21 protein-coding genes and 1 pseudogene are annotated in these 24,834 nt (G+C 66.9%); 20 read left to right on the top strand and 2 right to left on the bottom strand.

All coding sequences use genetic code 11. From position 1 onward, the window contains the following. A partial coding sequence (locus ACIRRY_RS43950; RefSeq protein ID WP_403984591.1) for a tyrosine-type recombinase/integrase occupies positions 1–1,237 on the bottom strand: 1,237 nt, incomplete at its 3' end. Between the two features lie 386 nt (positions 1,238–1,623). Here ACIRRY_RS43950 and ACIRRY_RS43945 point away from each other — a divergent pair. The 6 genes and pseudogenes from ACIRRY_RS43945 to ACIRRY_RS43920 all read left to right on the top strand — a co-directional run bounded on the left by ACIRRY_RS43945 (position 1,624) and on the right by ACIRRY_RS43920 (position 9,162). Beyond that, positions 1,624–1,794, top strand: a complete 171-nt coding sequence (locus tag ACIRRY_RS43945; RefSeq protein ID WP_385444328.1) for a helix-turn-helix transcriptional regulator — start codon at positions 1,624–1,626, stop codon at positions 1,792–1,794. Positions 1,795–2,384: 590 nt separating this feature from the next. Beyond that, positions 2,385–4,007, top strand: a complete 1,623-nt coding sequence (locus ACIRRY_RS43940; protein WP_403984588.1) for an ISL3 family transposase — start codon at positions 2,385–2,387, stop codon at positions 4,005–4,007. Between the two features lie 699 nt (positions 4,008–4,706). After that, on the top strand, positions 4,707–5,327 hold the full coding sequence (locus ACIRRY_RS43935) for a TetR/AcrR family transcriptional regulator (protein WP_403984586.1): 621 nt from the start codon (positions 4,707–4,709) through the stop codon (positions 5,325–5,327). Between the two features lie 126 nt (positions 5,328–5,453). Then, positions 5,454–7,703, top strand: coding sequence for an MMPL family transporter (locus ACIRRY_RS43930; protein WP_403984584.1), 2,250 nt, complete (start codon positions 5,454–5,456; stop codon positions 7,701–7,703). 149 nt (positions 7,704–7,852) lie between these two features. Then, on the top strand, positions 7,853–8,032 hold the full coding sequence (locus ACIRRY_RS43925; protein ID WP_403984582.1) for a hypothetical protein: 180 nt from the start codon (positions 7,853–7,855) through the stop codon (positions 8,030–8,032). Between the two features lie 289 nt (positions 8,033–8,321). Next, positions 8,322–9,162 (top strand): annotated as a pseudogene (locus tag ACIRRY_RS43920) (YceI family protein). A 178-nt stretch (positions 9,163–9,340) separates the two neighbouring features. Here ACIRRY_RS43920 and ACIRRY_RS43915 read toward each other — a convergent pair. Continuing rightward, a complete protein-coding gene (locus ACIRRY_RS43915; protein ID WP_403984581.1) occupies positions 9,341–10,012 on the bottom strand; it encodes a GntR family transcriptional regulator in 672 nt (223 codons plus the stop codon). A 275-nt stretch (positions 10,013–10,287) separates the two neighbouring features. Between ACIRRY_RS43915 and ACIRRY_RS43910 the strand changes: the two genes are divergently transcribed. The 14 genes from ACIRRY_RS43910 to ACIRRY_RS43845 all read left to right on the top strand — a co-directional run bounded on the left by ACIRRY_RS43910 (position 10,288) and on the right by ACIRRY_RS43845 (position 24,814). Beyond that, the gene (locus ACIRRY_RS43910) at positions 10,288–10,803 is read left to right on the top strand and encodes a VOC family protein (RefSeq protein ID WP_403984579.1); all 516 of its coding nucleotides are present in this window, start codon (positions 10,288–10,290) and stop codon (positions 10,801–10,803) included. 371 nt (positions 10,804–11,174) lie between these two features. Continuing rightward, a complete protein-coding gene (locus ACIRRY_RS43905; RefSeq protein ID WP_403984577.1) occupies positions 11,175–11,552 on the top strand; it encodes a carboxymuconolactone decarboxylase family protein in 378 nt (125 codons plus the stop codon). A 97-nt stretch (positions 11,553–11,649) separates the two neighbouring features. Continuing rightward, positions 11,650–13,296 (top strand): bifunctional 3-(3-hydroxy-phenyl)propionate/3-hydroxycinnamic acid hydroxylase, encoded by a 1,647-nt coding sequence (locus tag ACIRRY_RS43900; protein WP_403984575.1) that lies wholly within the window; start codon positions 11,650–11,652, stop codon positions 13,294–13,296. A gap of 208 nt (positions 13,297–13,504) precedes the next feature. Continuing rightward, complete coding sequence (locus ACIRRY_RS43895) at positions 13,505–14,365, top strand: fumarylacetoacetate hydrolase family protein (RefSeq protein ID WP_403984573.1); 861 nt, start codon at positions 13,505–13,507, stop codon at positions 14,363–14,365. 264 nt (positions 14,366–14,629) lie between these two features. Next, complete coding sequence (locus ACIRRY_RS43890; protein WP_403984571.1) at positions 14,630–15,169, top strand: acyl-CoA dehydrogenase family protein; 540 nt, start codon at positions 14,630–14,632, stop codon at positions 15,167–15,169. Positions 15,170–15,195: 26 nt separating this feature from the next. Further along, entirely contained in the window at positions 15,196–16,182 is a 987-nt protein-coding gene (locus ACIRRY_RS43885; protein ID WP_403984569.1) for a hypothetical protein, read from the top strand. Positions 16,183–17,049: 867 nt separating this feature from the next. Continuing rightward, positions 17,050–17,202 carry a hypothetical protein gene (locus tag ACIRRY_RS43880; protein WP_403984567.1) on the top strand — a complete coding sequence of 51 codons (153 nt, stop codon included), beginning with the start codon at positions 17,050–17,052 and terminating at the stop codon, positions 17,200–17,202. Positions 17,203–17,762: 560 nt separating this feature from the next. Continuing rightward, positions 17,763–19,133, top strand: coding sequence for an acyl-CoA dehydrogenase family protein (locus tag ACIRRY_RS43875; RefSeq protein ID WP_403984565.1), 1,371 nt, complete (start codon positions 17,763–17,765; stop codon positions 19,131–19,133). After that, positions 19,030–19,797: a flavin reductase family protein gene (locus ACIRRY_RS43870; RefSeq protein WP_403984563.1), complete on the top strand. Its 768-nt coding sequence runs from the start codon at positions 19,030–19,032 to the stop codon at positions 19,795–19,797. The genes ACIRRY_RS43875 and ACIRRY_RS43870 overlap by 104 nt, the downstream gene beginning before the upstream one ends. A 272-nt stretch (positions 19,798–20,069) precedes the next feature. Beyond that, positions 20,070–20,885 carry a phytanoyl-CoA dioxygenase family protein gene (locus ACIRRY_RS43865; RefSeq protein ID WP_403984561.1) on the top strand — a complete coding sequence of 272 codons (816 nt, stop codon included), beginning with the start codon at positions 20,070–20,072 and terminating at the stop codon, positions 20,883–20,885. A 178-nt stretch (positions 20,886–21,063) separates the two neighbouring features. Beyond that, positions 21,064–22,134, top strand: coding sequence for an alkene reductase (locus tag ACIRRY_RS43860; RefSeq protein WP_403984559.1), 1,071 nt, complete (start codon positions 21,064–21,066; stop codon positions 22,132–22,134). 93 nt (positions 22,135–22,227) lie between these two features. Beyond that, complete coding sequence (locus ACIRRY_RS43855; RefSeq protein WP_403984557.1) at positions 22,228–23,409, top strand: cytochrome P450; 1,182 nt, start codon at positions 22,228–22,230, stop codon at positions 23,407–23,409. Between the two features lie 62 nt (positions 23,410–23,471). After that, entirely contained in the window at positions 23,472–23,669 is a 198-nt protein-coding gene (locus ACIRRY_RS43850; RefSeq protein WP_403594770.1) for a ferredoxin, read from the top strand. Beyond that, positions 23,666–24,814, top strand: a complete 1,149-nt coding sequence (locus tag ACIRRY_RS43845) for an NAD(P)/FAD-dependent oxidoreductase (protein WP_403984555.1) — start codon at positions 23,666–23,668, stop codon at positions 24,812–24,814. The genes ACIRRY_RS43850 and ACIRRY_RS43845 overlap by 4 nt, the downstream gene beginning before the upstream one ends. Positions 24,815–24,834: the final 20 nt, after the last annotated feature.

The raw sequence follows: 24,834 nt of genomic DNA, 5'->3' as shown, positions 1-24,834 counted from the left end.
GGAGCCTCGATCTGTTCGTAGCGGCCCGCGCCGACATCGTCACCACGCCGTGACCAGCACATTCACCCACCCGGCAGGACTTTGGAACAGCCCTGCGGAGGGCATGCATCATCATGTCGCGGGACTTCTCCCAGCGTCGTCCCTTCGCGTTGAGGTCGAGGGGCTTGATGAGGCCGGCCGCCGCCAGAGCAGGCTTCCAGCGGTAGGAGTTGAACCAATTCGACTGAACGGCGGTCTTCTCGCGAGTGTAGAAAATCAGCTGCACTGTGACCGGGTCGCCGCCTTTGCTTCCCCACGGCCGGGTCACCTCGACGGGCGGGTACTTCTCCATGTGCTCACGCAGGGGGATGGCCACGTCGTCGGTCAGTTCGACCCACCGGTCCTTCGGGTCCTCGTCGCCTCCGCCCTTGGGGAGGGCGTATGCCAGGAACGAGCCGTCGTGGACTACCTGCCTTTGCACGTGCACCATCGGCCCGTCCGGGTGTGCCCAGTCGATGTCATCTGGTGACAGGCCGAATATTTCTCCTTGGCGAAGGCCCAAGCCGCGACCGCAGTCGACGAGTGCCTTGTAGCGGTCGGGAAGTTCGGCACGGATCTTCTCGGTGTCCTCCCAAGTCAGGCTCAGCTCTGCCCGGCCGCCACCTCCTCGCTTCGGCTTGGCGTCCTGCACCGATTTGGCGAGGCATGGATTTTTGGGTATCAGGCTGTCGTCCACAGCCAGGTCAAAGACAGCCCGAAGATTGTCGAAGACCAGGCGCAGTGTGGAACTTTCGAGCAGCCGACGGCGGTCGTGCAACCAGTCCAGCAAAGACGACGCGTTCACGTCCTTTACACGCATCTTCCCAACTGCGGTAGGAGCGATGTGTAGGAGAACCCGCTCCTTGTGGCGTCGGTATGTGCGCGGATTCTTGTGTTCGTGCCCCTTGAGCCACGTAAGGGCGAGTTCACCGACCCTGACCTCTCCGGCGCGAGGGTTGATGTATGAGCCGTCGTCCACTCCGGACCGCATTTTGGTCTCGTGCCTGCGGGCTTCGGCCTCGGTGCGGAACAACTCCGTCTGCTGGACATCCTCTTGGTTGCGCCAGCGAGCCTGCCACCGCTTCCCGGCCCCGTGATCCCTCGTCGGAACTTTGCCGTGTTCCCTGCAGGTCGACTCTCCGGCGTTCGGGCGTGACTTGTGCCAGCGGTCGTATGGCATGGACGCAACTACTAATTCTCGGCAGGCCTTGAAGTTCATCGCACCCTGGGTGAATGGGATGTTGATCCAGGCAAGATGAAACTGTCAAACGCATTCTTGGGATCTTCGCGGCAAAGAGGTGCAGGGCGGTATGGGAGATCTCACCTAGACGAACCCTCGCTGAGGCGTCGGCGAGGGTTCGACGAGCCCTCGCCGAGGATTCGCGGGCTTCTTTCGAGAGTTCGGAAGAGTTGTAGGAGTTTCGCCGCACAGTCTTCTATTTGGTCCGGCTGAAATTCCATGTCAATGTTCCGCGGGTCACCGGAGCGGACTGCCGCTCACGTGGTTCTTTCCTGCCCGTTCTGAATCGTTCTGGAGTACCCATGCGTCGAACCACTGCTCGTGCGGCAGAAGCCGCCACTGGTGCGGGGGGCCGGTGTCCATTGATGAGTGCTGAGGAACTGGCCGACTTCCTGGGCATACCGCTGAACACGGTCTACATATGGAATCACCGACACCAGGGTCCGCGAGCCCACAAGGTCGGCCGCTATTTGCGCTACCGCTGGCCGGAGGTGGAGGCATGGCTGGAAGCTCAGGCGGTGGATCGCACGGTCTGATTGGCTGATTGCGTCTGGTGCATTCGTGACGACAGGGCGACAGAACCCGGCGTACGGCCCGGCTCGTCTGCCGCTCTTTATTTCCGCAGGCCAGAGACCTTATTTACTAATTGAACAAACCCTCCGGGTTGAATCCGGGGCGAATGTGCGCTACTGGTATCGTCGTTCTTGTCCGCCGCGCATGCTGCATATTCGGGCATTTCAGGTGCCAAATGCGGTCCAGTGTCGCTCTGAAGGCAACATCCCGGATGTTGATGCGCTCGGAAGTACATGTACGAGACGTCTTCCCGCCGACCTGCTCTGTTTGAACTCGATCGCCGATGGTGCGTCCGGCAGTGGAGCCTGTTGGAAGTGATCACTGGCGAGCGCGTCTCGTTGACGACTCCTGCCGGGAACCGCTGGTTCCTGGCGAACGCGGTGGCGTGAGGCATGGTGGCTGGTTCCCGTCTCTGTGGCGTGGCGACAACGTCCGCAGGGGCTTCGTGGGGCCGCAACACGGCTTCCGTGTCGGCGGCGGTTGAATCGTGGTTCTGGATCACTTTCCGTGCCAGAGCCACGGAGGGTCACCGAACCCGCGATCATGAACGGCCGTGGCTGATGTACTCCTCCAGGACCTGTGGTTCCACCGGGTTGATGGGGTCCGGATCGAAAACGTTCTGGCTGAGGGCGAGTTGGTCGTCGTGCGAGCGTGTGCGGTAGCGGCGCTGGCCAGGTGTCCGGGCTGCGGTGTGGCGTCGTCTCGGGTTCACAGCCGGTACGTTCGCCGACTCGCGGACAGTGCGGTTGCCCGCCGCGGGGTGGTCATCGAGTTAGGGGTCCGGCGGTTTCGCTGCAAGGGCTCTGCATGCACTCGGGCGACCTTCGTGGAGCAGATCGACGGGCTGACGTTCCGCTACGGACGGCGAAGCGCCGGGCTGCAGCGGGTCTTGCAGCAGTTGGCGCTGATGCTGGCAGGCCGGGCCGGCGCCAGGCTCGCGGCAACGCTCGCGGTGACCGCGAGCCGCTCGACGCTGCTGCGCCTCATACGGGCGCTGCCCGATCCGGTGGCGGACACGCCAAAAGTGCTCGGGGTCGATGAATTCGCCCTGCGTAAGGGACACGTCTACGCGACCATCCTGGTGGACATAGAGACCCGTCAGCCCGTCGATCTACTGCCCGACCGGACCGTGGCGACGGTGGCCGCCTGGATAGCCGCTCACCCAGGCATCGAGGTGATCTGCCGAGACCGCTCTCTCGCATACGCCGAGGCCGGACGGCTCGGAGCCCCGAACGCGATTCACGTCGCGGACAGGTGGCACATCTGGAAAAACCTGGCCGAATCTGTGGAGAAGACCGTTATCCAGTATCGCGCCCTGCTGCGCGAGCACGGCGAACCGGACACACCTCAGACCGTGCCAACCCTGGACACAAAAGGGCTCGGCCATGAAGCCGCTGCCGGGCCTCGACAGTCGGGGCGGCTCTCGGACCGGGTGCGTGAACAGCACGCAGCCGTCCACGAGTTACTCGGCCAGGGTGTGGGCCTGCGGCCCATCGCGCGCCGGCTCGGACTGGCCCGCAACACCGTGCGCCGCTTCGCCCAGGCGACAACCGCGGACGAGCTGCTGGTAGGGAAGTGGACCGGCCGACCCAGCATCCTCGACCCCTACAAGCCCTTCCTCCACCAGCGGTGGTCCGAGGGCTGCACCACCGCCCGCCGACTGTTCCAGGAGCTCCAAGAGCGCGGATACGAGGGAGGTGAGAGCGTCGTCAAGACGTACATCCGCAAGCTCCGCCAGGTCTTTCCCCATGCTGATCCGCCGAGGAGACACCCGTCCGTGCGTGACGTGACCAGCTGGATCACCCGTCACCCGGACAGGCTCGACGGCGATCAGGCCCAGCGGCTCAAAGCCGTCCTCACCCGTTGCCCACAACTCGACCGCACGGCCCGGCACGTCCGGAGCTTCGCCGAGCTGATGAACAACCGCCAGGGCCGCGACCTCGACCAGTGGATCGCTGACGTCCAGGCCGATGATCTGCCCGCTCTGCACTCCTTCGTCAACGGCCTCAGCCAGGACCTCGACGCCGTCGTCGCCGGTCTCAGCCTGCGCTACAGCTCCGGTGCCGTCGAAGGCCACAACAACAAGATCAAAATGCTGAAACGGCAGATGTTCGGCCGGGCCAACTTCGATCTCCTGCGCAAGCGCGTCCTCCTCGCCGCGAGCGGCCGTTCATGATCGCGGGTTCGGTGACCCTCCGTGGCTCTGGCACGGAAAGTGATCCAGAACCACGATTTTCACCCGTCGCCAACACTTCCGTCTCGCGGAAGCGGATTTCGAAGTCGCCTGCTCATAGGGGCTGTTGGCGTGCAGGGCAGGTTTCGAGCAACAGTGAAGGCATCGGCCCCATGTCGTCGGGGTTGGCGAAGGGCCGGCCGACGAGGGTGGTCTTGCGGAAGATGCGCCACCAGCTTTCCTGCAGGTTGAGCCCGCACGCGCCGACAGAGATGAACGTGTGGCGGATGCGGGATGGTCCTCTAGCCAGGTCCGGGTGGACAGGCTGTTGTGGGACGACAGGTTGTCGGTGGCGACCCAGATCTCACCGGGACGGCCAGCAGATCACTATGACCGTGTCCTCCCGCAACAGCGTCTTCTACCGGCAGTTCCTGCAACTGGTCGAGGACGCCAACCCGACCGGTCGTGTAAGGCCCCGCAAACCCAGGTCTTCTCCGGCCCGCGGCTGTAATCGATCTCGGATCTGACGCGGTGCCCGGCCGGTGCCCAGCCCGGTGCGGGAGGGAAGGCTGAGTTGGTCGGGCCGGGGCCTGTGCCACCTAGTGTACGAAATGGTTTCGTTTCTGTCGCCCTCCGAGGTATGGTCGTCAACATGCGTTCCATCTGTACGAAGTAGTTTCGTTTACGTAGGAGGTGCGTGGAATGGCGGAGACAGCGGCGCCGCGTCGCGGTCGGATCACGCCCGAGCGTGAGGCCGAGCTGTACGCGGCCGTGCTCGACCTGCTCCGGGAGGTCGGCTATGACTCGCTGACCATGGACACCGTGGCCGCACGCACCCGGTCCAGCAAGGCGACGCTCTACCGCCAGTGGGGCGGCAAGGCCGAGCTGGTTGTCAGGGCGATGCGTCACCACAAGCCCGGCAGCATCGCCCACGCCGACACCGGATCGCTGCGGGGCGACTTCCATGCAGTGCTGTCCCACGAGGACGACTCCGCCATGGAACAGACCTCCGCGCTGATGCGCGCTCTGGACATGGCGATGCATCACAACCCTGATCTCAAGCGTGCGTTCCGGGAACTGCTCATCGAACCGGAGACGGACGAGTTCAGCCGGGTGTTGCAGCGCGCCGTCGACCGGGGCGAAATCCGTGCGGACAACCCGGCGCTGGAGTTCGTGGTGCACATGCTGATCGGCGCGTTCGTCGCCCGCACCTTGATCGACGACCGGCCGCCGACGCAGGCCTTCCTGCGTTCGTACCTCGACGCAGTGGTCCTCCCCGCCCTCCGCGTCTGCCCTGCCCCTTCCCCAGGTCCCCAGCAGTAACCCGATGTCCCCGCCGTACCCGACACGACCTCCTCAATGCCTTGCGGGCATGGGAAAGACCCAATCGTCGTCGGGCCGGTCCGCTCTGCCCTGAACCGCCCTTACAACTGACCGGGAGCACGTCCCGTGGCCACCTTTCTTTACAAACTCGGCCGATTCGCATTCCGGCGACGGCACTTCATCGCCCTGTTCTGGGCAGCATTGCTGGCCGCCGCCTGTGTAGCGGCTGCCAACGCTCCCTCCGCGGGCTCATCGTCCTTCTCGATCCCCGGCGTCGAGGCACAGAAGGCCTTCGATCTGCTGGACCAGCGCTCGCCCGGCTCGAGCGCGGACGGTGGAACCGCCAACGTCGTCTTCAAGGCTCCCGACGGGGAGAAGATGACGGAGGCCGACAACAAGGCGGTCGTCGAGCAGACCGTCAAGAACCTGGGCTCAGGCGCCGAGGTCGCCTCCGTCACCGACCCGTTCACCCAGCGGAACGCGGTGAGCAAGGACGGGACGATCGTTTACGCGCAGGTGAAGTACACCGCCCCGGCCCAGGAACTGAAGGACTCCACCAAGGACTTCCTGGAGAAGACGGTGGACGAGTCACGGGACTCCGGGCTGACCGTTGAGATCGGCGGTGACGCGCTCGACACGGTGGCAGGGACGGGTGCCGGGGAGATCGTCGGCGTCGCAGTTGCCGCACTTGTCCTCGTCATCACCCTGGGTTCGCTCGTCGCGGCCGGGCTGCCGCTGCTGACCGCGCTCATCGGGGTGGGTATCAGCTTCGCGGGCATCACGGCCCTCGCCAACGCGCTCGACCTCGGCTCCACCACCTCCATCCTGGCCATGATGCTCGGCCTCGCCGTCGGCATCGACTACGCCCTGTTCATCCTCTCCCGCTACCGGGGCGAGTTGGCCGAGGGCCGCGAGCGCGAGGACGCGGTCGGACGGGCCACGGGCACGGCGGGCTCGGCAGTGGTCTTCGCCGGACTGACGGTCGTGATCGCGCTGGCCGGTCTCTCGGTCGTCGACGTCCCGTTGCTGACCAAGATGGGCATCGCGGCGGCCTGCGCGGTCGCGGTCGCGGTGCTGATCGCCATCACGATGATTCCGGCGCTGATCGGCTACGCGGGCCGGAGGATCCAGCCGGCGGGTACGAAGAGCAAGCGCTTCGGCGGCGGGAAGGCGAAGGAGCGCACTGGGGACAAGCCCAACATGGGCACCCGCTGGGCGGACTTCGTCGTCCGCCGCCCCGCCGCTGTCCTGATGCTGAGCGTCGTCGCGCTGGGTGCGGCGGCCATCCCGGTGACCCAGTTGGAACTCGGCCTGGGAGACGACGGCACGAAGCCGACGTCCACGACGCAGAGGCAGGCCTACGACCTCCTCTCGGAAGGCTTCGGCCCCGGCTTCAACGGCCCGCTGATGGTCGTCGTCGACACGAAGGAAAGCGGGGACCCGAAGGCGGCCGCCACCACGGTGACCGACGAGATCAAGAGCCTGAAGGACGTCGCCACCGTCAGCCCGGCGATGTTCAACAAGGCAGGCGACACGGCGACGGTCACTGTCATACCGAAGTCCAAGCCGTCCTCGACGCAGACCGAGGACCTGGTGCAGGCGATCCGTGACGAGGCCGACGGCATCAAGGCCGACACGGACGCGCAGGTGCTGGTCACCGGCACCACGGCGCTGAACATCGACTTCTCGCAGAAGCTGACCGCCGCGATGATCCCCTACCTGGGGCTGGTGGTCGGCCTCGCCTTCCTGCTCCTGATGGTGGTCTTCCGCTCGATCCTGGTCCCGCTGAAGGCGGCCCTCGGCTTCCTGTTGTCGGTGCTGGCGGCGCTCGGTTCCGTGGTCGCGGTCTTCCAGTGGGGCTGGCTGGCCGGTCTGATCGGTGTCGAGGAAACCGGCCCGATCATGTCGATGGTGCCGATCTTCATGATCGGTGTGGTCTTCGGCCTGGCGATGGACTACGAGGTGTTCCTCGTGACGCGGATGCGCGAGGCATACGTCCACGGGGAGAATCCCAAGCAGGCGGTGGTGACGGGCTTCAGGCACAGCGCGCGCGTGGTCACGGCTGCCGCGATCATCATGATCTGCGTCTTCGCCGGGTTCATCAGCTCCAGCGAGTCCATGATCAAGATGATTGGCTTCGGCCTGGGGATCGCGGTCTTCTTCGACGCGTTCGTCGTCCGCATGGCCATCGTTCCGGCCGTCCTGACCCTGCTCGGCAAGTCGGCCTGGTGGCTCCCGAAGTGGCTGGACCGCGCCCTGCCCAACGTGGACGTCGAGGGCGAGGGCCTGCGCACCGGGATCGAGCAGCAGAGCGAGGACTCGGAGGCCCTGTCCTCCGAGCCCCAACCCCAACCACAACCACAGCCGCAGCGGTAGCCGGTGCTCGTCGACGCAGGTGGGTGCTGTGCAGCTCCGGACGAAGTCCCAGCCGCAGGCCGCGCACACCCACACCCGGACCGGGGACGCGATCCCCGCGACGGGCGGGCCGTCCATCGGAGGCCAGGTGCGCGCCACGGACGGTACGGGTGTCGGCGGGCACCACGCTGACGCTGATCTCCCTGATCGGGCGTCAACTCGGCCGGAGGGCCGCCCGGTCCGACGGCCGGTACTCGCTGCTGCCGCCGGGCGCCGGCTCGTACGTCCTGTACGCGGCGGCGAATGCCACCAGCCGCAGCCCGCCACTGTGGTGGGCGAAGGGCCGGTGACGTACGACGTGCTGCTCTCCGGAGTCAGCGGGCCGGTCGTCACCGCGCTGACTGTCGACGGCACCGGCGCCGACGACTTGGACCTGGAGCTGGGTCACCCCTCGGGGTGACCCACACCGGGTCGAACCAGACGCCGGTCCGTACGCCTCGGATGCGTACGGGCCGGTACCCCAGGGCCCCGGCCGGGGCGGTCGGAGCAGGGGACGGCACAAGCCGTCGCGGCCGGGGCCCGCATCACATCGAAGATTCCTCGCGACTTTTCCGGCGACGATTTCGAGGGGCAGCAACCATGAAAAGCACAGGAACGGGCGGCGGCCTGCGGGCCCGGATCCGCACCAGAGACGGCTGGGCCGTCCCGCACGCCGCAGTGACCGTCACCGACATGACGGGGCAGCAGATACTCCGCGAGGCCACGTCGCAGGACGGCACCGTGGCCACCGGCGCCCTGACGTCCGGAACGTACACCGTGATCGTCACCGCCGTCGGCTACAACCTCGTCGCCCGCACCGCCATCGTGACCGCCTCCGGCGGCGCCGACCTCGGCACGCTCGTTCTGGGACGAGCCGGGGACGTGGAGCTCCCGCCGACCGGGCCGTGGACGATCGACCCGGCCCACTCCACCGTGAGCGCGGTCGCCCAGCACCTCGGACTGACCAGTGTGCACGGCCGGTTCACGCAGTTCGGGGGCCGGATCGAGATCGCGGAGAACCCGCTTGCGTCGAGCGTGGAGGCGGTCATCGAGGCCTCCTCGATCGATACGGGCAACGGCACGCGCGACGGTCACCTGCGCTCCGCGGACTTCCTCGACGTGGACGTTCACCCCAAGATCACCTACCGCGGCACGGGCATCACCCCGGCGGGCAGCGCCCGCTGGACCGTCCAAGGCGAACTCACCCTGCACGGCGTGGCCCAGTCCGTCGATCTGGACCTGGCCTACCTGGGCACCGGTCCGGACCCGTGGGGTGGCGTACGGGCGTCGTTCCGCGCCGCCACCGAACTGCGGGCGCGAGGACTTCGCCATGAACTACAACCAGGTCGTCCAGGCCGGTATCGCGGCCATCGGCACCACCCTTCGCGTAGAACTCGACGTCCAGGCCGTCCAGGGCGAGCAACTGCCGCCCCTCGCGTGACAGTGGAGGGGGCGCCTTCACGTCCGCCGTCCGGGACCTGCTGGGCCGGTGGACGCTGCCTGTTCGAAGTTTCCACGCCCCGAACGACGGCTTGACAGAGGAGTTGACGTCCCGCATGCCATGCACAGGGCACCCGTCACGCTTCGTCGCCACCGCCAAAGGCCCCGAGTCGTGCGCTTTACGGTTCTCCGGCAGGGAGGGCGCCAGTGGGGGAGTGTGCGGCGTCCACGGTGGTGTGCAGGTGGAGGGTGATCAGGCGGACAGCCTCGCCGATATCCCCTTCGAGGACTGCCTCGGCGAGGGCGCGGTGTTGGCCAATGTGCTTCACGTCGATGGAATTGGCGGCGAATCGCTGGGTCTGGTCCTGCAGGAGCGTGCACATGCGCAACATCTCCCGGTTGCGACAGCGGGACAGCAGCGTTTGGTGGAAGCTGCGATGCGCACTGAAACCGGTCTCGACGCTGTCGGCGGTCCCCACTGCCTCCAACTCGCTGATGGCACGCCGGACCTCATCAAGGAAGGCCGCGTCGGCTTGGCGGAGCGAGGACTCCAGCGCACGGGGTTCGAGCAGGAGGCGCAGTTCGTAGTACTCGGCGGCCTTCTCGCGGTCGAGGCCAGCCACCCGCGCACCCCGCTGGGGTGCGATCTCGACCAGTCCGTCGCCGGCCAGACGCTGGAACGCCTCCCTGAGGGGCGTGGCCGACACGCCCCACTGGGTGGCCAGACGTTCCGCGTGGAGCCTGGTCCCGGCCTTCAGTTGCCCAGTGAGGATGGCCATGCGCAACCGCGCGTCAACCCAGTCCGCGCGGGTCTGCGGGGGATCGGCCGGCCAGGTCGAGGAAGGAGACATGGCCACATTCTTCCTCAGCCCTTCCCCAAATGGAATCTATAGATTATTGTTTATCTAGTTGGTGATACTCCATCGGCCCTCCAGGGGAAGGTGGTGGAGCAGGAGAGCGGGCGGACTGCGCCGTCGTTCGGCGAGGGTGATTTCTCGACAACGCGGCTCTACAGGTCATGAGTGACGGCAACCGTTATCCACGCCACATCTCGGCGGGCTTTCACTTCAGGAACACGTGGTGGCCGCTGACATTCAGCAGTGCCGCACAATCAAGGAGGCATAAAATGGTCGCTCCCGTCAAACTCGCGCATGTCGTGCTGAAGACCGGCCGTATGCAGGAGATGATCGATTGGTATTCACAGGTTCTGGATGGCCGCCCGGTCTATTCGAATGACATGCTGGGCTTCATGACCTACGACGACGAGCATCACCGAGTCGCGTTTCTCGCGCTCGGTTCGTCGGTGATGCCCGAAATGGAGCACACCGGGCTGGAGCATTTCGCCTTCACCTACGAGAAGCTGGGTGACCTGGTCGGCACCTATAAGCGGTTGAAGGAGAAGGACATCAAGCCGGTCTGGGTGATCAATCACGGCATGACCGTGTCGCTGTACTACGCGGACCCCGACGGAAACCGTATCGAGCTGCAGATCGACAACTTCCCCGACGCGGAGTCCACGCAGGAGTACCTGCTGTCCGATGAATTCCAGAAGAACCCGATCGGGGTGGAGTTCGACCCCGATGAGTTCGTCGCCCGCTTCGAGGCCGGGGAGCCGGAGTCCGAACTGACCAAGCGCCCATGATCCGCCCGAGCTCTCTCCCCACAGCCGGCGCCGGATCGGTGGGCTCGGCCAAGGCCGAACTCGACACCTAGCAGGGCGCCGAGGCGACAATCGCGGCGTTCCTTGCGTTCGCGCCCGTTCATGGGACCGCTGGGTTCCTGCGAATCTCATGTGAGCAGCTCATTTTCGACGTCCGCCAACGCCGCGAGCGATGGCCAGGGGTAGCCACAGCGGTTCGGTCTCGCATGCCTTGCCCGACGTCGCCCGCGCTCCGCACGCGGCCGCGGGGGAGGGTAGGAGTCGAGCTGCTGACGAGCGGACTCGACTGGACTCATCACTCGCCTATGAAACCGAATATTGATTCTCGTATTCCGCTGTCAAGGAGGATGCCAATGTCCCGTTCCGATGCCGAAGAGACTATCCAAAGGGTCATGACGGTGAAACTCCCGGACGGCTACACTCCCACGCCGCTGGATGAAGAGGCCCGTGATTTCGTTTACGGCAAGGTGTGGGCGCGGCCGGGGCTGAGCAACCGTGATCGACGGTTGGTGACGCTGGCCTGCGTGAGCGCGGCGGGCGCTCCGGAGGCGCTAGAGGATCACGTTCGGGCCACGCTCAACAGTGGCGATCTCACCCTGGCGGAATTGGAGGAGTTTACGCTGCACACCGCCGTCTACAGCGGCTGGCCCAAAGCGCGTCATCTGCAGGGTGTGATTCAGAAGGAGTGGGCCCGTATCCAGCAGGAGTCCGACGACGACATCGAGTCCTGACCGCCGCTGGTCGGCATTGCCGCAGATAACGCCCAAGGAGCCTGAGGAGCATCGACGGGCCCCGTCTTCCGTAATATGTGGACTGTTTGGAGCTGGGATGGAACAGAATGGCGAACGCTCTGAGTCACCGGACGACTCCGTTGTCGAGTCGTGGGATGTGCTTGTCGTAGGGGCCGGACCGGCGGGACTGACCCTCAGCCTGCTGCTCGCCCGCAACCGGCACCGCGTTCTGTTGGTGGAGCGATGGCCTGCCCTGTACCCCTTGCCCCGAGCTGTGGGTCTCAGCACTGAGGGGCGGCGGGTGCTGCACTTGACGGGGATCACCGAGCCACTGGAGCCCCACATTCTGTGGGATGCGAAGAGCAGCAGCCTCGACTACGTCACCCCTGAGGGAGAAGTCCTCTTCTCGGAAGTCATGAAGATGCCTGAGAGGGCCGAGGGGCCGCATGGCGGGACGTTCAACCAGCCGGATCTTGAGGCGGTGCTGGAGGCGCAGGTCGGGGCGGAGCCGTTGATCCGGCTGCTGCGGGGCCATGTGGTCACCGACCTGAAGGAGGCCGAGGACGGAGTCCGGGTCTGTTTCGTACCCTCCGACGAGAACGGAGGCCCCCGTGCCGGGGCGAGTGAACTGACGTGCATCGCCGGGTTCGTCGTCGGGTGCGACGGCGCCACGAGCACCGTCCGGAGCCTGGCCGGGATTCCGTTGGACGGCGACCTGCAGTTCTCCTCCGACTGGCTGGTGGTGGACCTCAAGCCCACGGTGCAGCGGGACTGGTTCCCGCACTTCGGTCAAGTTCTCGGCCCGCCGCGTCCTGTGACATCGGTGCCGGCCGGGCCTGGGCGGCGTCGGTTCGAGTTCATGCTGCTGCCGGGGGAGCGGAAGGAGGAGATGGCCACCGACGAAACCGTGTGGCGGCTGCTCGCCGAGCGCGGGGTCACTCCGGCCGACTCGGAACTGGTGCGGTACGCGGCCTACAGCTTCCGTGCCTGTTGGGCCCAGCGATGGCGGCAGGGGCGGGTGCTGCTGGCCGGTGATGCCGCCCACCTGATGCCGCCGTTCCTGGGGCAGGGCATGAACTCCGGAATCCGCGACGTGGCGACCCTCGGCTGGCGCCTGGACCTGGTGCTGAGAGGGGTGGTCCCGATGGACACCCTCGACGACTACGCCCGCGAGCGTATTCCGCACGTGAGCAAGCTGATCTCCGATGCCGTCATGATCGGCAACATTCTCTGCATGGTCGACCCTGAGGCGTGCGCCGAGCGGGACAGGGTGATCCGGGAGAACATCGGTGAGGGGCCGCCGCAGATGGAATGGCGGATGGGCACTGATTCGCTGGCGGCCGGGGACCCGCACGCGGGACGGCTGGGCCGTCAGGGGCTCGTGCGGGCCGGCGGCCGGGAGGGTTTCTTCGACGACGTGTGCGGCATGGGCGTACACGTGCTGCTCAGCCGAACCGGGGACCCGCTGGAGGCGCTGTCGCCGCCGGTCCGTGAGGCATGGGAGCGCCTCGGGGGCATCGCCGTTCACATCGGGCCGGATGCACCGGTGACCGACGTGGAAGGCGGGTACGCCGCCTGGTTCGACGAATGGGACCGTGATGTGATCCTGGTCCGCCCCGACTTCCACGTCTTCGGCACTGCTGCCTCACTCGACGGCGCTGACGCCTTGGTCCGCGAGCTCACCGAGCGTCTGCGCTGTGGACTGCCCGCCCCGACCGGCGCCCGGTTGACGGCCCGGGACTAGGGCCCGTCCCGGCGGACCATGCCGCAGTCGCCGGGCGTGGCACGCCCCCCACGGTCCCAGCCGCGCCCGACCGTGGGACCACGCGTCGACGTCGTCGTCGGGTTGCCGACTCGCCATCGCGTCGACGCCACTCCGAACTCAGCCCTCACCTGCCCTGCGGCTGCCGTATGCGCCGCCGCAGGCGCTCTTCTCCCGAAAGGACCTCACCATGAAACTCGCCAACCTTGACGGCCGCGCTGTCGTCGTCACACCCGAAGGTGTCATCGACCTGAACTCCGCCTCCAACGGCCGGTTCTCGACCTCTCTCGACGCCTCCGTCACCCGGGTCGCCGAGATCCGCCAGTGGCTCGCCGCCACCCGTCCGAAGGCGGACCCGACGACCACACTGGCCATGCTGGAAGCCGACGCCAGCCCGCTCGGGCCTCCCGTCACCGATCCGCGCCAGATCTTCGCCATCGGCTTGAACTACCGGGACCACAGCGCCGAGAACAACGCGCCCGTCCCCGACGCTCCGCTGGTGTTCACCAAGTGGCCCTCCAGCCTGGCCGGGCCGACTGCGGAGATCCCGCTGCCCACCGAGACCGTCGACTGGGAGATCGAGCTCGTCGTCGTCATCGGCGAAGGCGGCCGCGACATCCCCTCCGACAAGGCCTTCGACCATGTCGCCGGATTCTGCGTCGGCCAGGACATCTCGGAGCGCACGATGCAACTGGCCGGGGTCCCTCCGCAGTTCGGTCTCGCCAAGAGCTACCAGGCATTCAGCCCGATCGGCCCCTGGCTCACCACCCTCGACGAACTCGACGACCCGACCGACCTCGCACTGTCGTCCACCTACGACGGGGAATCTATCCAGAAGGGACGCACCAGCGACCTGATCTTCGACATCCCGACCCTGATCAGCCACCTGTCCAGCGTGTGCGAACTGCGGCCGGCAGACCTGATCTTCACCGGTACTCCCGCGGGTGTCGGACTCGCCTGCAATCCCCCTCGCTTCATGGCCCCCGGGGGTGTGCTGAACTCCACCATCGAGGGGCTCGGCGGCCTGAGCAACACCTGCACCGCGCCCTGACCACAGGCACTGCAGGACGTTCGGTGTATCTCCCGACCACGGGAGATACACCCATGTCGGCAGCAACAGGACCGAACCTGAGCCCGGCGAGGCATGTGGACCGCCACCGGCTTGATGTCGGACTCGACCTGACGCCTGGCTGAGTGGGTCCGCCGCCCAAGTCGATCTCTCACGATCAGACCCCCACACCTGCTGTGAGGAACCCCTTCATGACCCACGCCTGTTGACCCCGCTCAGTCCGAGGACCGGGTAACCAGTGACAGTGTGCTCGACCGTGTCCGCCCACTCCTTCCCGAGATCGCGGCACGTTCCGCCGAAGGTGAGAATGCCCGGGCTGTTCCGGCGGACATCGTCGCCGCCCTGCGCGAGGCAGGCGTGTTCCGGATGTCCCTGCCCACGGTGTGGGGCGGCGAGCAGTTCGGGCTGACTGAGGGCGCCCGGGTCGTACGGGGGATCGCGCGAGCCGACGGCTCGACGGGCTGGACCGTCCAGGTCGCTTCGCTGAGCTGGTTGTTCGTACGGTCACTGCCTCGGGAGACGCTGGAGAAGGTGTTCGCCGACGGCCCCGACCTGTTGTCCCGTGGAGCGGTGACCGCGAAAGGTCGGGCGACGCCGGTGAAGGGCGGCTATCGACTCAGCGGTCGCTGGTCGCTCGCGAGCGGCCCGGTCACCCCGGACTGGATGCTCGCGGGTTTTCTGGTCGACGGGGCGCCTCCGCGTCCGGGCGGCCTCCCGGACCTGCGGGTCGCGCTCTTCCGGACCGACCAGGTCACGTCCTCGACACGTGGGACGCGGTCGCCCTGAGGGGCACACAGAGCACCGACTTCACGATGGACGACGTCTTCATTCCCGAGGATCACACGAGGCCGATATTCGGCGACAACAACATACCCGCTCCCCTTTTCGACCTGCGCTACACCCCGACGGGGGCTTCGCGCAACGCCGTAATCCTCGGCGCCCTGGACGGCGCGCTCACCGATCTCGCCGCAATCGCCGCCACCAAGCGGCCCGCGTGCAACCCCATGGCGCTGCTCGGCGAAGGCCCGTTTTTCCAGGAGGAGTTCGCGGAACTGCACGTGCGCACGACCGCCCTGTCGGCCCTGGCGGAGCACACCGGAGGCATCATGATGGACCGTGCCCTCGCCGGAGAGCAGCCCACCCCGACCGAGTGGCTTACCTATACCGGCAGCACCGAGCACATCCACCACGACGGCAGCCGGATCCTCGACGAGATCATGACCCTCGCGGGCAGCGCCGACCTCTACAACACCCGTACGCTGCAGCGCCGTTGGCGCAATGTGCGCTGCGTCTCCCAGCACATTGTCGGCAACATGGACGCAATGCGGCAGCTGGGCGCGCTACTGGCGGGGCAGAGCTTCTCGGTGCCCTCGCCTTGTCATGCGGCTCGCGCGGTCTTCTGGGTCTTCGAACTTGAGCGGTACGCCCTCGTCGAACTCTCTGACGCTTGGTCACCGTCCATGATGCCGGGCGTGATTGCGAGCCCCGAACGCGCGACGCCCGTGGTCCTGGGTGATCATTTCTGTTCTCTTCGCAGAACGATCATCTGCGAGCCACGGGCGCAGCAACGGTACGACATTGCTGCTCGAGCTCGACGGGGTGTCCGTCATCCCGGTCGAGCGGCTTGCCGGCGTTGGCCGCCGAGTCCATCCGGCGCCCGTTCGGAAGCGTGCGAGGGCCTGCCTGCCCGCGGTCACCGCGGTGTCCCCGAGCTTGTCCAGCTACGCCAGGTGCCTGACAGACGCTTGACGTGCGAGCAGCTCGGGCCCTGCTGGGTCTGCTTCAGCCGGTTGACATGAGCGGAGGCGATCTCGGCGAAGTCTGTGGTCGACCGGCTGATGCGCGAGCGGTGGGCCGGCCTCAGGCCGAGGGCGTTCAGCTGACCGGCGAGGTTGGGCTGCTCCAGGTGACCAGCGGCTGCTGGAGTCCGCTCTTGAGGGCGAGATCACCAGCCATTCTCAACCCGCAACGGCGTACTGCTGGGCAGCGCCACATTCTCCGATGTCGTCGAAGGCCTCCCGGAGATCACCGGCGCGCCCGTCATTGGGGTCGCCAAGTGCGCAGGCGGCCCGCTGAACGTCGCTGTTCGTCGCCCTGTCGACGGAGCGGAGCGCGACGACGAGTTGCGTGACACCTTCCGCACCGGCGTATCACCCCGGCACGTACCGGCAGGTCCCTTACGAGATCCTCCTTGTCCTGGGTGTCCCTGCTGAACGCCACTGCACCTCCTTTGCCGTGCGCCGTGACAGCTGGCCTTGGCCTCTCGTTGGCGCCGGGCAGCATTTCGCCGTTTCCTGGCCTGGTGCTGTTCGCACGCACAGGCCCGACACGCTCCTGGCGGTCCGCGCCGTACTCGGCGGAAGGCTGGAGGGGCTTCCTCACGTGGGATCTGCCCCCCTCTCATGCGGCCCGCACAGCACGGTCTTCGCCATGACGCGCGTCCTGGCGGGTGCCGTGCTGTTGCTGCTGATGACCGGTGCCGTGATCACGCACACGCGCAAGGGCGACGGTCCCTGCGGCATGACGCCCGCGCTCGCCTGCTACCTCGTTCCTCGCCTGCTACCTCGCGGCCCTGATCGTCATGCAACCAACCTCGGGAATGCATTTCTGATGCCTGCCCGCACTGATGCTGATGGGGTGTGGTGCGAGCCGCCTGGACGCCCGCCGTGTCCAGCAGGGTGATCGCAGTGTGCGGCACGGGTGCGTATGTGCTGTCCCGTCCCACGTTGGAGGGCTGCCAGGCCGGTGAGGAGTACCCGAAGTCGCTCGTGGGCGCCGTGCTGCTGCCCGCCCTCGGACAAGCAGCATCCCTGTCCTGACGGTCGACCCGAAGACGGGGCACTTCTGCAAACGTTCCGGCCGACCCGGCCTCTGCGCGCACCCGCCAGGTGCCACGCCGCTGCCGCTTCTGCGTCAGTCGGGCCCCAGCGCTCTCGATGTGATGCGACGGAGCAGGGCTCGCAACTCCAGCGGTTTACATGCCGGTTGATCTGCTGGCGTGCGGATCCTCGTACTCCGTGGCAGCCCGGGGCATGCCCCGCCCGAGGGGGAACTCGGCACGCGCGCGGCCGTCGGCAAATGGCTGAATCCCAGCATCGAAACGGTTGCATTTCGTTTGGAGTGAATCTAGGATCGATCGAAACGAAGTAGTTTCGTTTCGATGGCACCCTGCTTGCGTACTACGTCACGGCGGCGCCCGCGGTGACCCGACGGTCACCGTCCTCGGAGCAACCCGCACACCGCACTCCAGCAAGGGCTCCAACTCATCGATCGCCCCCCACCCCGCCGGAGATCGGAAAACCAGGGCCGCGACGTACTCACCCTGGACGGTCCCGGGCGCAGACCGATTCCGACCACTGCGAAGGAAGAGCTGAACGAAATGGCCACCGAAACCCCGGCCCCTACGCTCGATGGCCCCCCTGAGGTCTCGCCTGAGGCGCTCGTCGAGCGTGCTGCTGGGCTGCGCGACCTGATCCGCGAGCAGGCAGACGAGGCAGAGGAACTCGGCCACTACACCCCCGAGGTGCACGAGGCATTCAAGGAGGCGGGCTTCTACCACCTGCTGACCCCGAAGCGGTACGGCGGCCTCGATGTCGACGTGCGTACCTTTGCCAGGGTGATGATGGAAGTGGGTCGCGCCGACCCGGGCACCGCCTGGTGCCTGTGCCTGGGGCAGGGCCACGGACTGTCTACCGCCGCGAACTGGCCGAAGCAGGCGCAGGACGAGGTGTTCACCAATGCCCTCGGCTACTTCCGCGCCTCCCAAAGCCTGTCCTCGGCCGGCACCGCACAGCGGGTTGAAGGCGGCTGGCTGATCAACGCCAAGTCGCCCTACCAGTCAGGAAGCGCCTACGCCAGCCATGTCACGGTCACCGTCAAGGTCGTCGATGAGAAGACAGCTGACGAGACAGCGGGGAACGCCACTTCTGCCGTTCCCTCAAGTGCCCGGGCCGGCGCCCCCCTGCCTCCCGGCGGCCCGGGGCGTCCCGGGCTTCTTCCCAGTGCGCCGGAGCCCATGCTCCACGTACTGATCCCCGCTGGTCAGTTCGAGATCCAGGATGACTGGGGCGGTGATGCCGTCTTCGGCATGCGGTCCAGCGGCTCGAACACGGTCGTGGTCAAGGACCAGGTCGTGCCCGAGTACTACGGCGTCTACGGCGACTTCATGGAGCTGGCGCCGGATACGGAGCACAAGGCGACATCCCCGGGGCTCGAGCTGCACGGCAACCCCCTATACCTTCCCTCCGTCCATCTGGTCTTTTTCGCGGTGGAGTTGGCCAGCAGCGTCATCGGTGCGGCCCGCGCCGCGCTGGACGAGAGTGAGAAGCTCGCGCGGACCAAGATCACCCTTCTGCCCCGGATGGGGCCGCGTTACAAGGACACGCTGTATCAGCGTGACTTCGGCCAGGCGATGATGAAGGCCGACAGCGCTGAGGCGATCATGATGCACGCCTGCGACCTCCACGCGCAGTGGTGCCGCGACGATGTCGAGAACGTCAGGCCGTACACCACGCAGCAGGCCCAGCGGGTGGGGGCGATGATGGTGGAGGCCGCGGAGTCGGCCTGCCAGACGGTCGACATACTGTTCCGCTCAGCCGGCACGTCGGCGTCCGGACGTGGTCAGCGCATGCAGCGCTATCTGCGCGATGTCTCGATGTATCGCACGCACATCGCCACGCAGTACCACACGACCGCCCAACGCCTCGGCGAGAGCCGCCTCGACCCGGTGCCGTTCCCGCCCGCGCCGTAGTCCTTCGCGCCATCCCGCGGTGTACCTGCGGCTATCTGTGGAGCCGCGGCGCCGCCCCGGCTCCACACGTGCAGATCAGCTGAGAGGAAGAACGATGTCGGAAACGTCGCCCCGCGCAGTCCTGGAGACACCCCGCATCGGTGAGAGTCACACGCCCATGGTCGCCCTCGACGCCGCAGAACTCGATGCTCAGACGCTCAGGCAGGCATTCGGTTGCTTTCCCAGCGGTGTGGCAGCTGTGTGCGCCGTGGTGGAGGGTGAGCCGGTCGGGATGGCGGTCAGCTCGTTCACATCGGTGTCCATCGGTCCTCCCCTGCTGTCGGTGTGCGTCCAGGACACCTCGGCCACCTGGCCGAAGCTCCGTGACCGGCGGCGACTGGGGCTGAGCGTCCTGGCCGAGGGCCAGGACCTGGCGTGCCGCCGCCTGGCGAGCAAGGACGAGAACCGTTTCGCCGATGTGCAGTGGCACTCGTCGCCAGACGGCGCCGTCTTCCTCGACGGGGCCGTGGCCATGTTCGGCTGCTCCCTCCACGCGGAACTGCCAGGCGGCGACCACACGATCGCGCTCCTTGAGATCCAAGGCCTGCGCATGGTGCCGGTTGCCGCCCCCTTGGTCTTCCACGGCAGCCGCTTCTGGAGCCTCGCCTCCCGCGATCGCCAGTAGCGGTAACCGGGCATGGCAGCCACGAAGGCGAGCCGACCACGCAGTCTGAGCAGACCGGCTGACCGAAGCCCGCAACGACCAGGCGATGAGCAGGAGCGGTCATGTCCGCCGCGAGCTCGTCCTCACCTGCAACTGACCCTCTTCGCGCCGCGTGACCAGTGGGTTCGGGACTTGCTCTGAGTTGATTTCGCGCCCTGGCAGGGCCAATTCGTCATTGACAGGAGCCGGGAAGTTCGCCCGATAGGCCCGGCGCCAAGCAAAGGAGACAATAGGTGTCTACGGCGCAGCGTGACCTCGACAAGGTGATTGCTGATTACCAGCGAGACGGAGCGGCCGTTGTCAGGGGGCTCATCGATCCGCAATGGATTGAGCGGATGCGGCTCGCGATCGACGAGATGATTGCGTCGCCGCCCCCCATGCTCCAGGAAAAGGATGGTGGGGTCCAAGGCTCTTTCATGAGCAGGTGGAACGATACGGTGCAGGAGTTCTCCCGTACTTCCCCCCTCGTAGATCTCGCCGCGAGCGCCATGGCCAGCAAGAGCGTCCGGTTCTTCTATGATCAACTGTTCGTCCGGGAGCCGAACAGCCACGGAACGACACCACTCCACCAGGACCTGTCGTACTGGCCGTTGACCGGACGACAGATCGTGTCGATCTGGGTGCCGTTCGACCACGTATCGCCCGACAACGGTGTCGTGAGCTACGTGAAGGGTTCCCATAATTGGGACACGCTCTATCGCGGTGCACCGTTCTCAGCCGGTGATCCCGTCATTGATCAGCCGATGCCGGTCTTGGAGGACCCAGAGCGCGTCATCGCGGAAAACGAAGTGCTCGCCTGGGAGTTGGCACCCGGCGACGTACTCATGCATGCACCCACGACGCTGCACTTCGCGCAGCGAAATTCCACCGGTGACCGTCGACGAGAAGCGGTGGCGTTTCGCTATCTGGGAGACGACGCGCGGTGGTTGAATCGACCGGGACACTTCTTGGGGATGAGTTACTTCCGTGAGTGCCTTCCCCCGTTCGCCTTTGCGGACGGCGACATCCCCCGACATGACGAGCTATTTCCACTGCTGAGCTCGAACTGACCGCCGACCGGGGTTGTGCGTGCAGGGGTGGCAGACCACCGGCGCTGTCACTCCTGCCTTGAGATCAACAACTCGATCGCATCTTCGGACGGCCTTCCCGATCCCGGCCGGTCCGACCGATCGGCCATGCGTCCGCGGTGTCCCGCGCCCGTAATCACCCCACTCGTAAGGAACTCCCGTGCTGAATGCCTTGTGGAACCCGACTACGGCCGGAGACATCGCCCTGCCGCACCGGCTGGCGATGGCACCCCTGTCGCGGAGCCGGTCAACCGTTGAAGGCGTACCCACCGAGCTGAACGCCGAGTACTACGCCCAGCGTGCCTCGCACGCGTTCATCATCTCCGAGGGCACGCAACCCTCCGCCGACGGGCAGGGCGCCCCGATGTCGCCCGGCATCTACACCGAGGAACACATCGCCGGCTGGCGCAAGGTCACGGACGCCGTCCACGCGGCGGACGGCCGGATCGTCATCCAGCTGATGCATTCGGGCCGAATCTGCCACCCCGACAACACCCCCCACGGGCGGCAGCCCGTGGCACCCTCGGCGATCAGGCCGGAGAGCCTCTTCTTCACCGCGTCCGGGCCCAGCGAGCTTCCGGTGCCCCGCGAACTGTCCATCGACGAAGTCACCGCGACGGTCCACGACTTCCGCCGCGCCGCCGCGGCCGCCATCGAGGCGGGCGCCGACGGCGTCGAGATCCACGGAGCCAACGGCTACCTGGTCCACCAGTTCCTCTCCACCAACGCCAACCAGCGCACCGACCGCTACGGCGGCTCCATCGAGAACCGCATCCGCTTCGCGGTGGAGGTCGCCACTGCCGTGGCTGACGAGATCGGCGCAGGCCGCACCGGCATCCGGATCTCTCCCGGCAACCCTCTCAACCTAGGCGACATCACGGAGAGCGACACCAGGGAGCTGTACCCGGCCCTCCTGCGAGCCCTCGCCCCGCTCAACCTCGCCTACCTCCACATCAGCCACGGCGCCGACGAGGAACTCCTGTACACCCTGCGGAAGTTGTGGCCGAGCACCCTCGTGCTCAACCGCGGCGGCACCGACATCCCCACACGTGCCAAGGACGTCGAGGACGGCCTGGCCGACGTCATAGCCGTCGGCATTCCTGCACTCGCCAACCCCGACCTGGTCGAGCGCATACGAGCCGGCGCCCCCCTCAACACCCCCAAGCCCGAGGGGTTTTACGGTGGCGGCGCATCCGGCTACACCGACTACCCGACCTACACCGCCTCTTGACGACCCCGAGGCAGCCCGCTCGGACACGCGGTGGATGTGGGCGCTTCGGTGGCCCGGTTCACAAGCCAACAACACATCTGGAATGGATTTCTGATGCCTGCTCACACTGATGTCCCCGTCTACCGCGCTGACCTGTACTCGCCCGCGGCCATCCGCGACACCCATACCCATTATGCGGCGCTGCGCGCTCTTGGTCCCGTGGTGTGGCTGAGCAAGCAGAAGGTCTACGCCCTGCCGCGCTACGCGGAGTGCAAGGCGGTCCTCCTGGACGACGAGACCTTCATCTCCGGCGAGGGCGTCGCCCTCAACCCCCTCGCCAACCGCGGGGGACGAGGCACCCTCTTCAGCGACGGCGAGGAACACGCCCGCTACCGTGGCCAAGTGGCGCACCGGCTCACCCCTAGGGCTCTGCGCGCGATAACGGACACCGTGGAGGAGCAGGCCGCCGCTGTCGTCGAGGCCGCTGTCGCCGACCGCGATGTCGACGGAATCGAGCTTGCCACGGCCCTGCCCATGTCCGTGGTCCCCGACTACATCGGCTGGCCGAAGGAGGGCCGCGAGCACCTGCTGCGCTGGGCGGGCGCCGCCTTCGACGGCCTTGGACCGGTGAACCGCCAGTTCGTGCGGACCCTTCCCGCGGGTCTGGGGATGATGCGCTACGCCCGCCGGGTCGTCCGTGACCGGTCGGTACTGGAGGGGAGCATGGCCCACGATCTGCTGGACGCGGTCGACGAGGGCAAGGTCATGCCCGCCGAGTGCGTCACGATGATGGTGGACTATCTGGCGCCGTCGCTGGACACCACGATCAGTGCCATCTCCAATGCCCTTCATCTGTTCGCCACGCATCCCGAGCAGTGGCGTCTGCTGAAGACGGATCCGGGGCTCATCCCCAATGCTGTCAACGAGGTGGTGCGCTACGAGTCCCCGATCCGGGCCTTCTCGCGCAGTGTCGCCCGTGACACGGAACTCGCGGGCACCGCATTGCCCAAGGGTTCCCGGGTGCTGGTCGTCTACGGTTCCGCCAACCGTGATCCGCTGGAGTGGGACGACCCGGACACCTTCGACGTCCGCCGCGACGCGGCCCGCCAGCTCGGCTTCGGACAGGGCACCCACGGCTGCGCCGGACAGGGACTGGCCCGTATGGAGACCTCAGCGATGCTCCGCGCCCTGATCGCCCGCGTCGACCGCATCGAACCGGCAGGGACGCCCGAATGGCTGGTGAACAACGTCGTCCACCGTTACGAGCGCCTGCCGCTGGCGCTCATCCCCGCCTAGACGACCGCCGGTTGCCCGGTCAGGACCCCTCGTTGCTGAACCCCTCGTTGAAGGACAGTTCTATGCAGATCTCCGTCGATTACGCCCGCTGTGAGGGCCACGGCCTGTGCGCGGACCAGGCCCCCGACGTGTTCGGTCTGGACGACGACGCCGAACTCACCTACCGCTTCGACGGTGCCGAGGTGCCCGACGAGCACCGGTCGGCCGCCCGGGCGGCCGTGACCGTGTGTCCCGTGGCCGCTCTGCGGGTGCTGCCATGACACCGCGTGCGGTGCTCATCGTCGGTGAGTCGCTCGCCGGGACGAGCGCCGCACGAGAGCTGCGGGCCCTGGGCCACACCGGCCCGGTCACGATCATCGGCGCCGAACCACACGGCGCCTACTCCCGCCCCCCGCTGTCCAAAAGTGTTCTCAAGGACCCCGGCGCCGACGGCACCCTCGGCCAGGACCTCGACGGACTCGGCATCGACATCGTCCGTTCGCCGGCCATCGGGGCCGATACGAGCCGCTGTACCGTCACCACCGCGGACGGAGGTGTGTTCGGCTATGACGCGCTGATCATCGCGACCGGGGCCGAGGCCCGCCGGCTCGCCGCACCTGGCCTGCGCGGCGAACTCGTCCTGCGCACCCTGGACGATGCCCGACTGCTGCGCAGCCGCCTGCGCACCGCGGCTTCCGCGATCGTCGTCGGCGCGGGCTTTCTGGGCATGGAGGTGGCCAGCGCGTGCGCCGCCCGCGACATTGCGGTCACGGTCGTGGATGTCGAGCGTCCGCTGGAGCGGATCCTGGGCGGCTACCTGTCCGCCGCACTCACCGCACGCGCCGAGGCGTACGGCATCCGCTGTCTGCGGACCTCCGGCTTCGCCACGCTGACGGGCGACCCCGTGCACGGCGTGAGTCTGCGCGATGGCACCGGGCTCACCGCAGACCTCGTGGTGACCTGCGCGGGGGAGACACCCTGCACCCACTGGTTGGCGGGCACGGGCCTGGCCGACGACCTGGGTGTCGGCATCGACGGTATCTGCGCCACCGGCGTGCCGGGTGTGTTCGCCGCCGGTGACGTCACCTACCGCCGCGCCGACGGCAGCGGTCCTGACCGTCGTGCACCGTTCTGGTCCAACGCTCTCGCCCAGGCCAAGGTCGCCGCCGCCTCCGCTCTCGGGCTTGCGCCCGCGGGAGCGCCGTACGACGACTACTTCTGGACCGAGATCGCCGGCCTCGCCCTCAAAGTCGTCGGCCCGCTGCCGCTCACCGGCGAACCCGCCACCCTTGAGGGCAGTGTGGAGAACGGGCGTGCCCTGCTCACCTGGAATCACCCCGACGGATCGTCGACCGTTGTCGCCTACGGCATACGCAAACCCGTCACCGCACTCCGGACACTGGCCAAAACCGCATTGACGCAATGAGGTCACCAAGCCCGGATCGG

It is taken from the genome of Streptomyces sp. NPDC101776 (assembly GCF_044766845.1).
In the GTDB taxonomy this organism is placed as follows: Bacteria; Actinomycetota; Actinomycetes; order Streptomycetales; family Streptomycetaceae; genus Streptomyces.
Note: the sequence above shows the minus strand (reverse complement) of the source record. Positions and strands in the feature narration are given on the sequence as shown.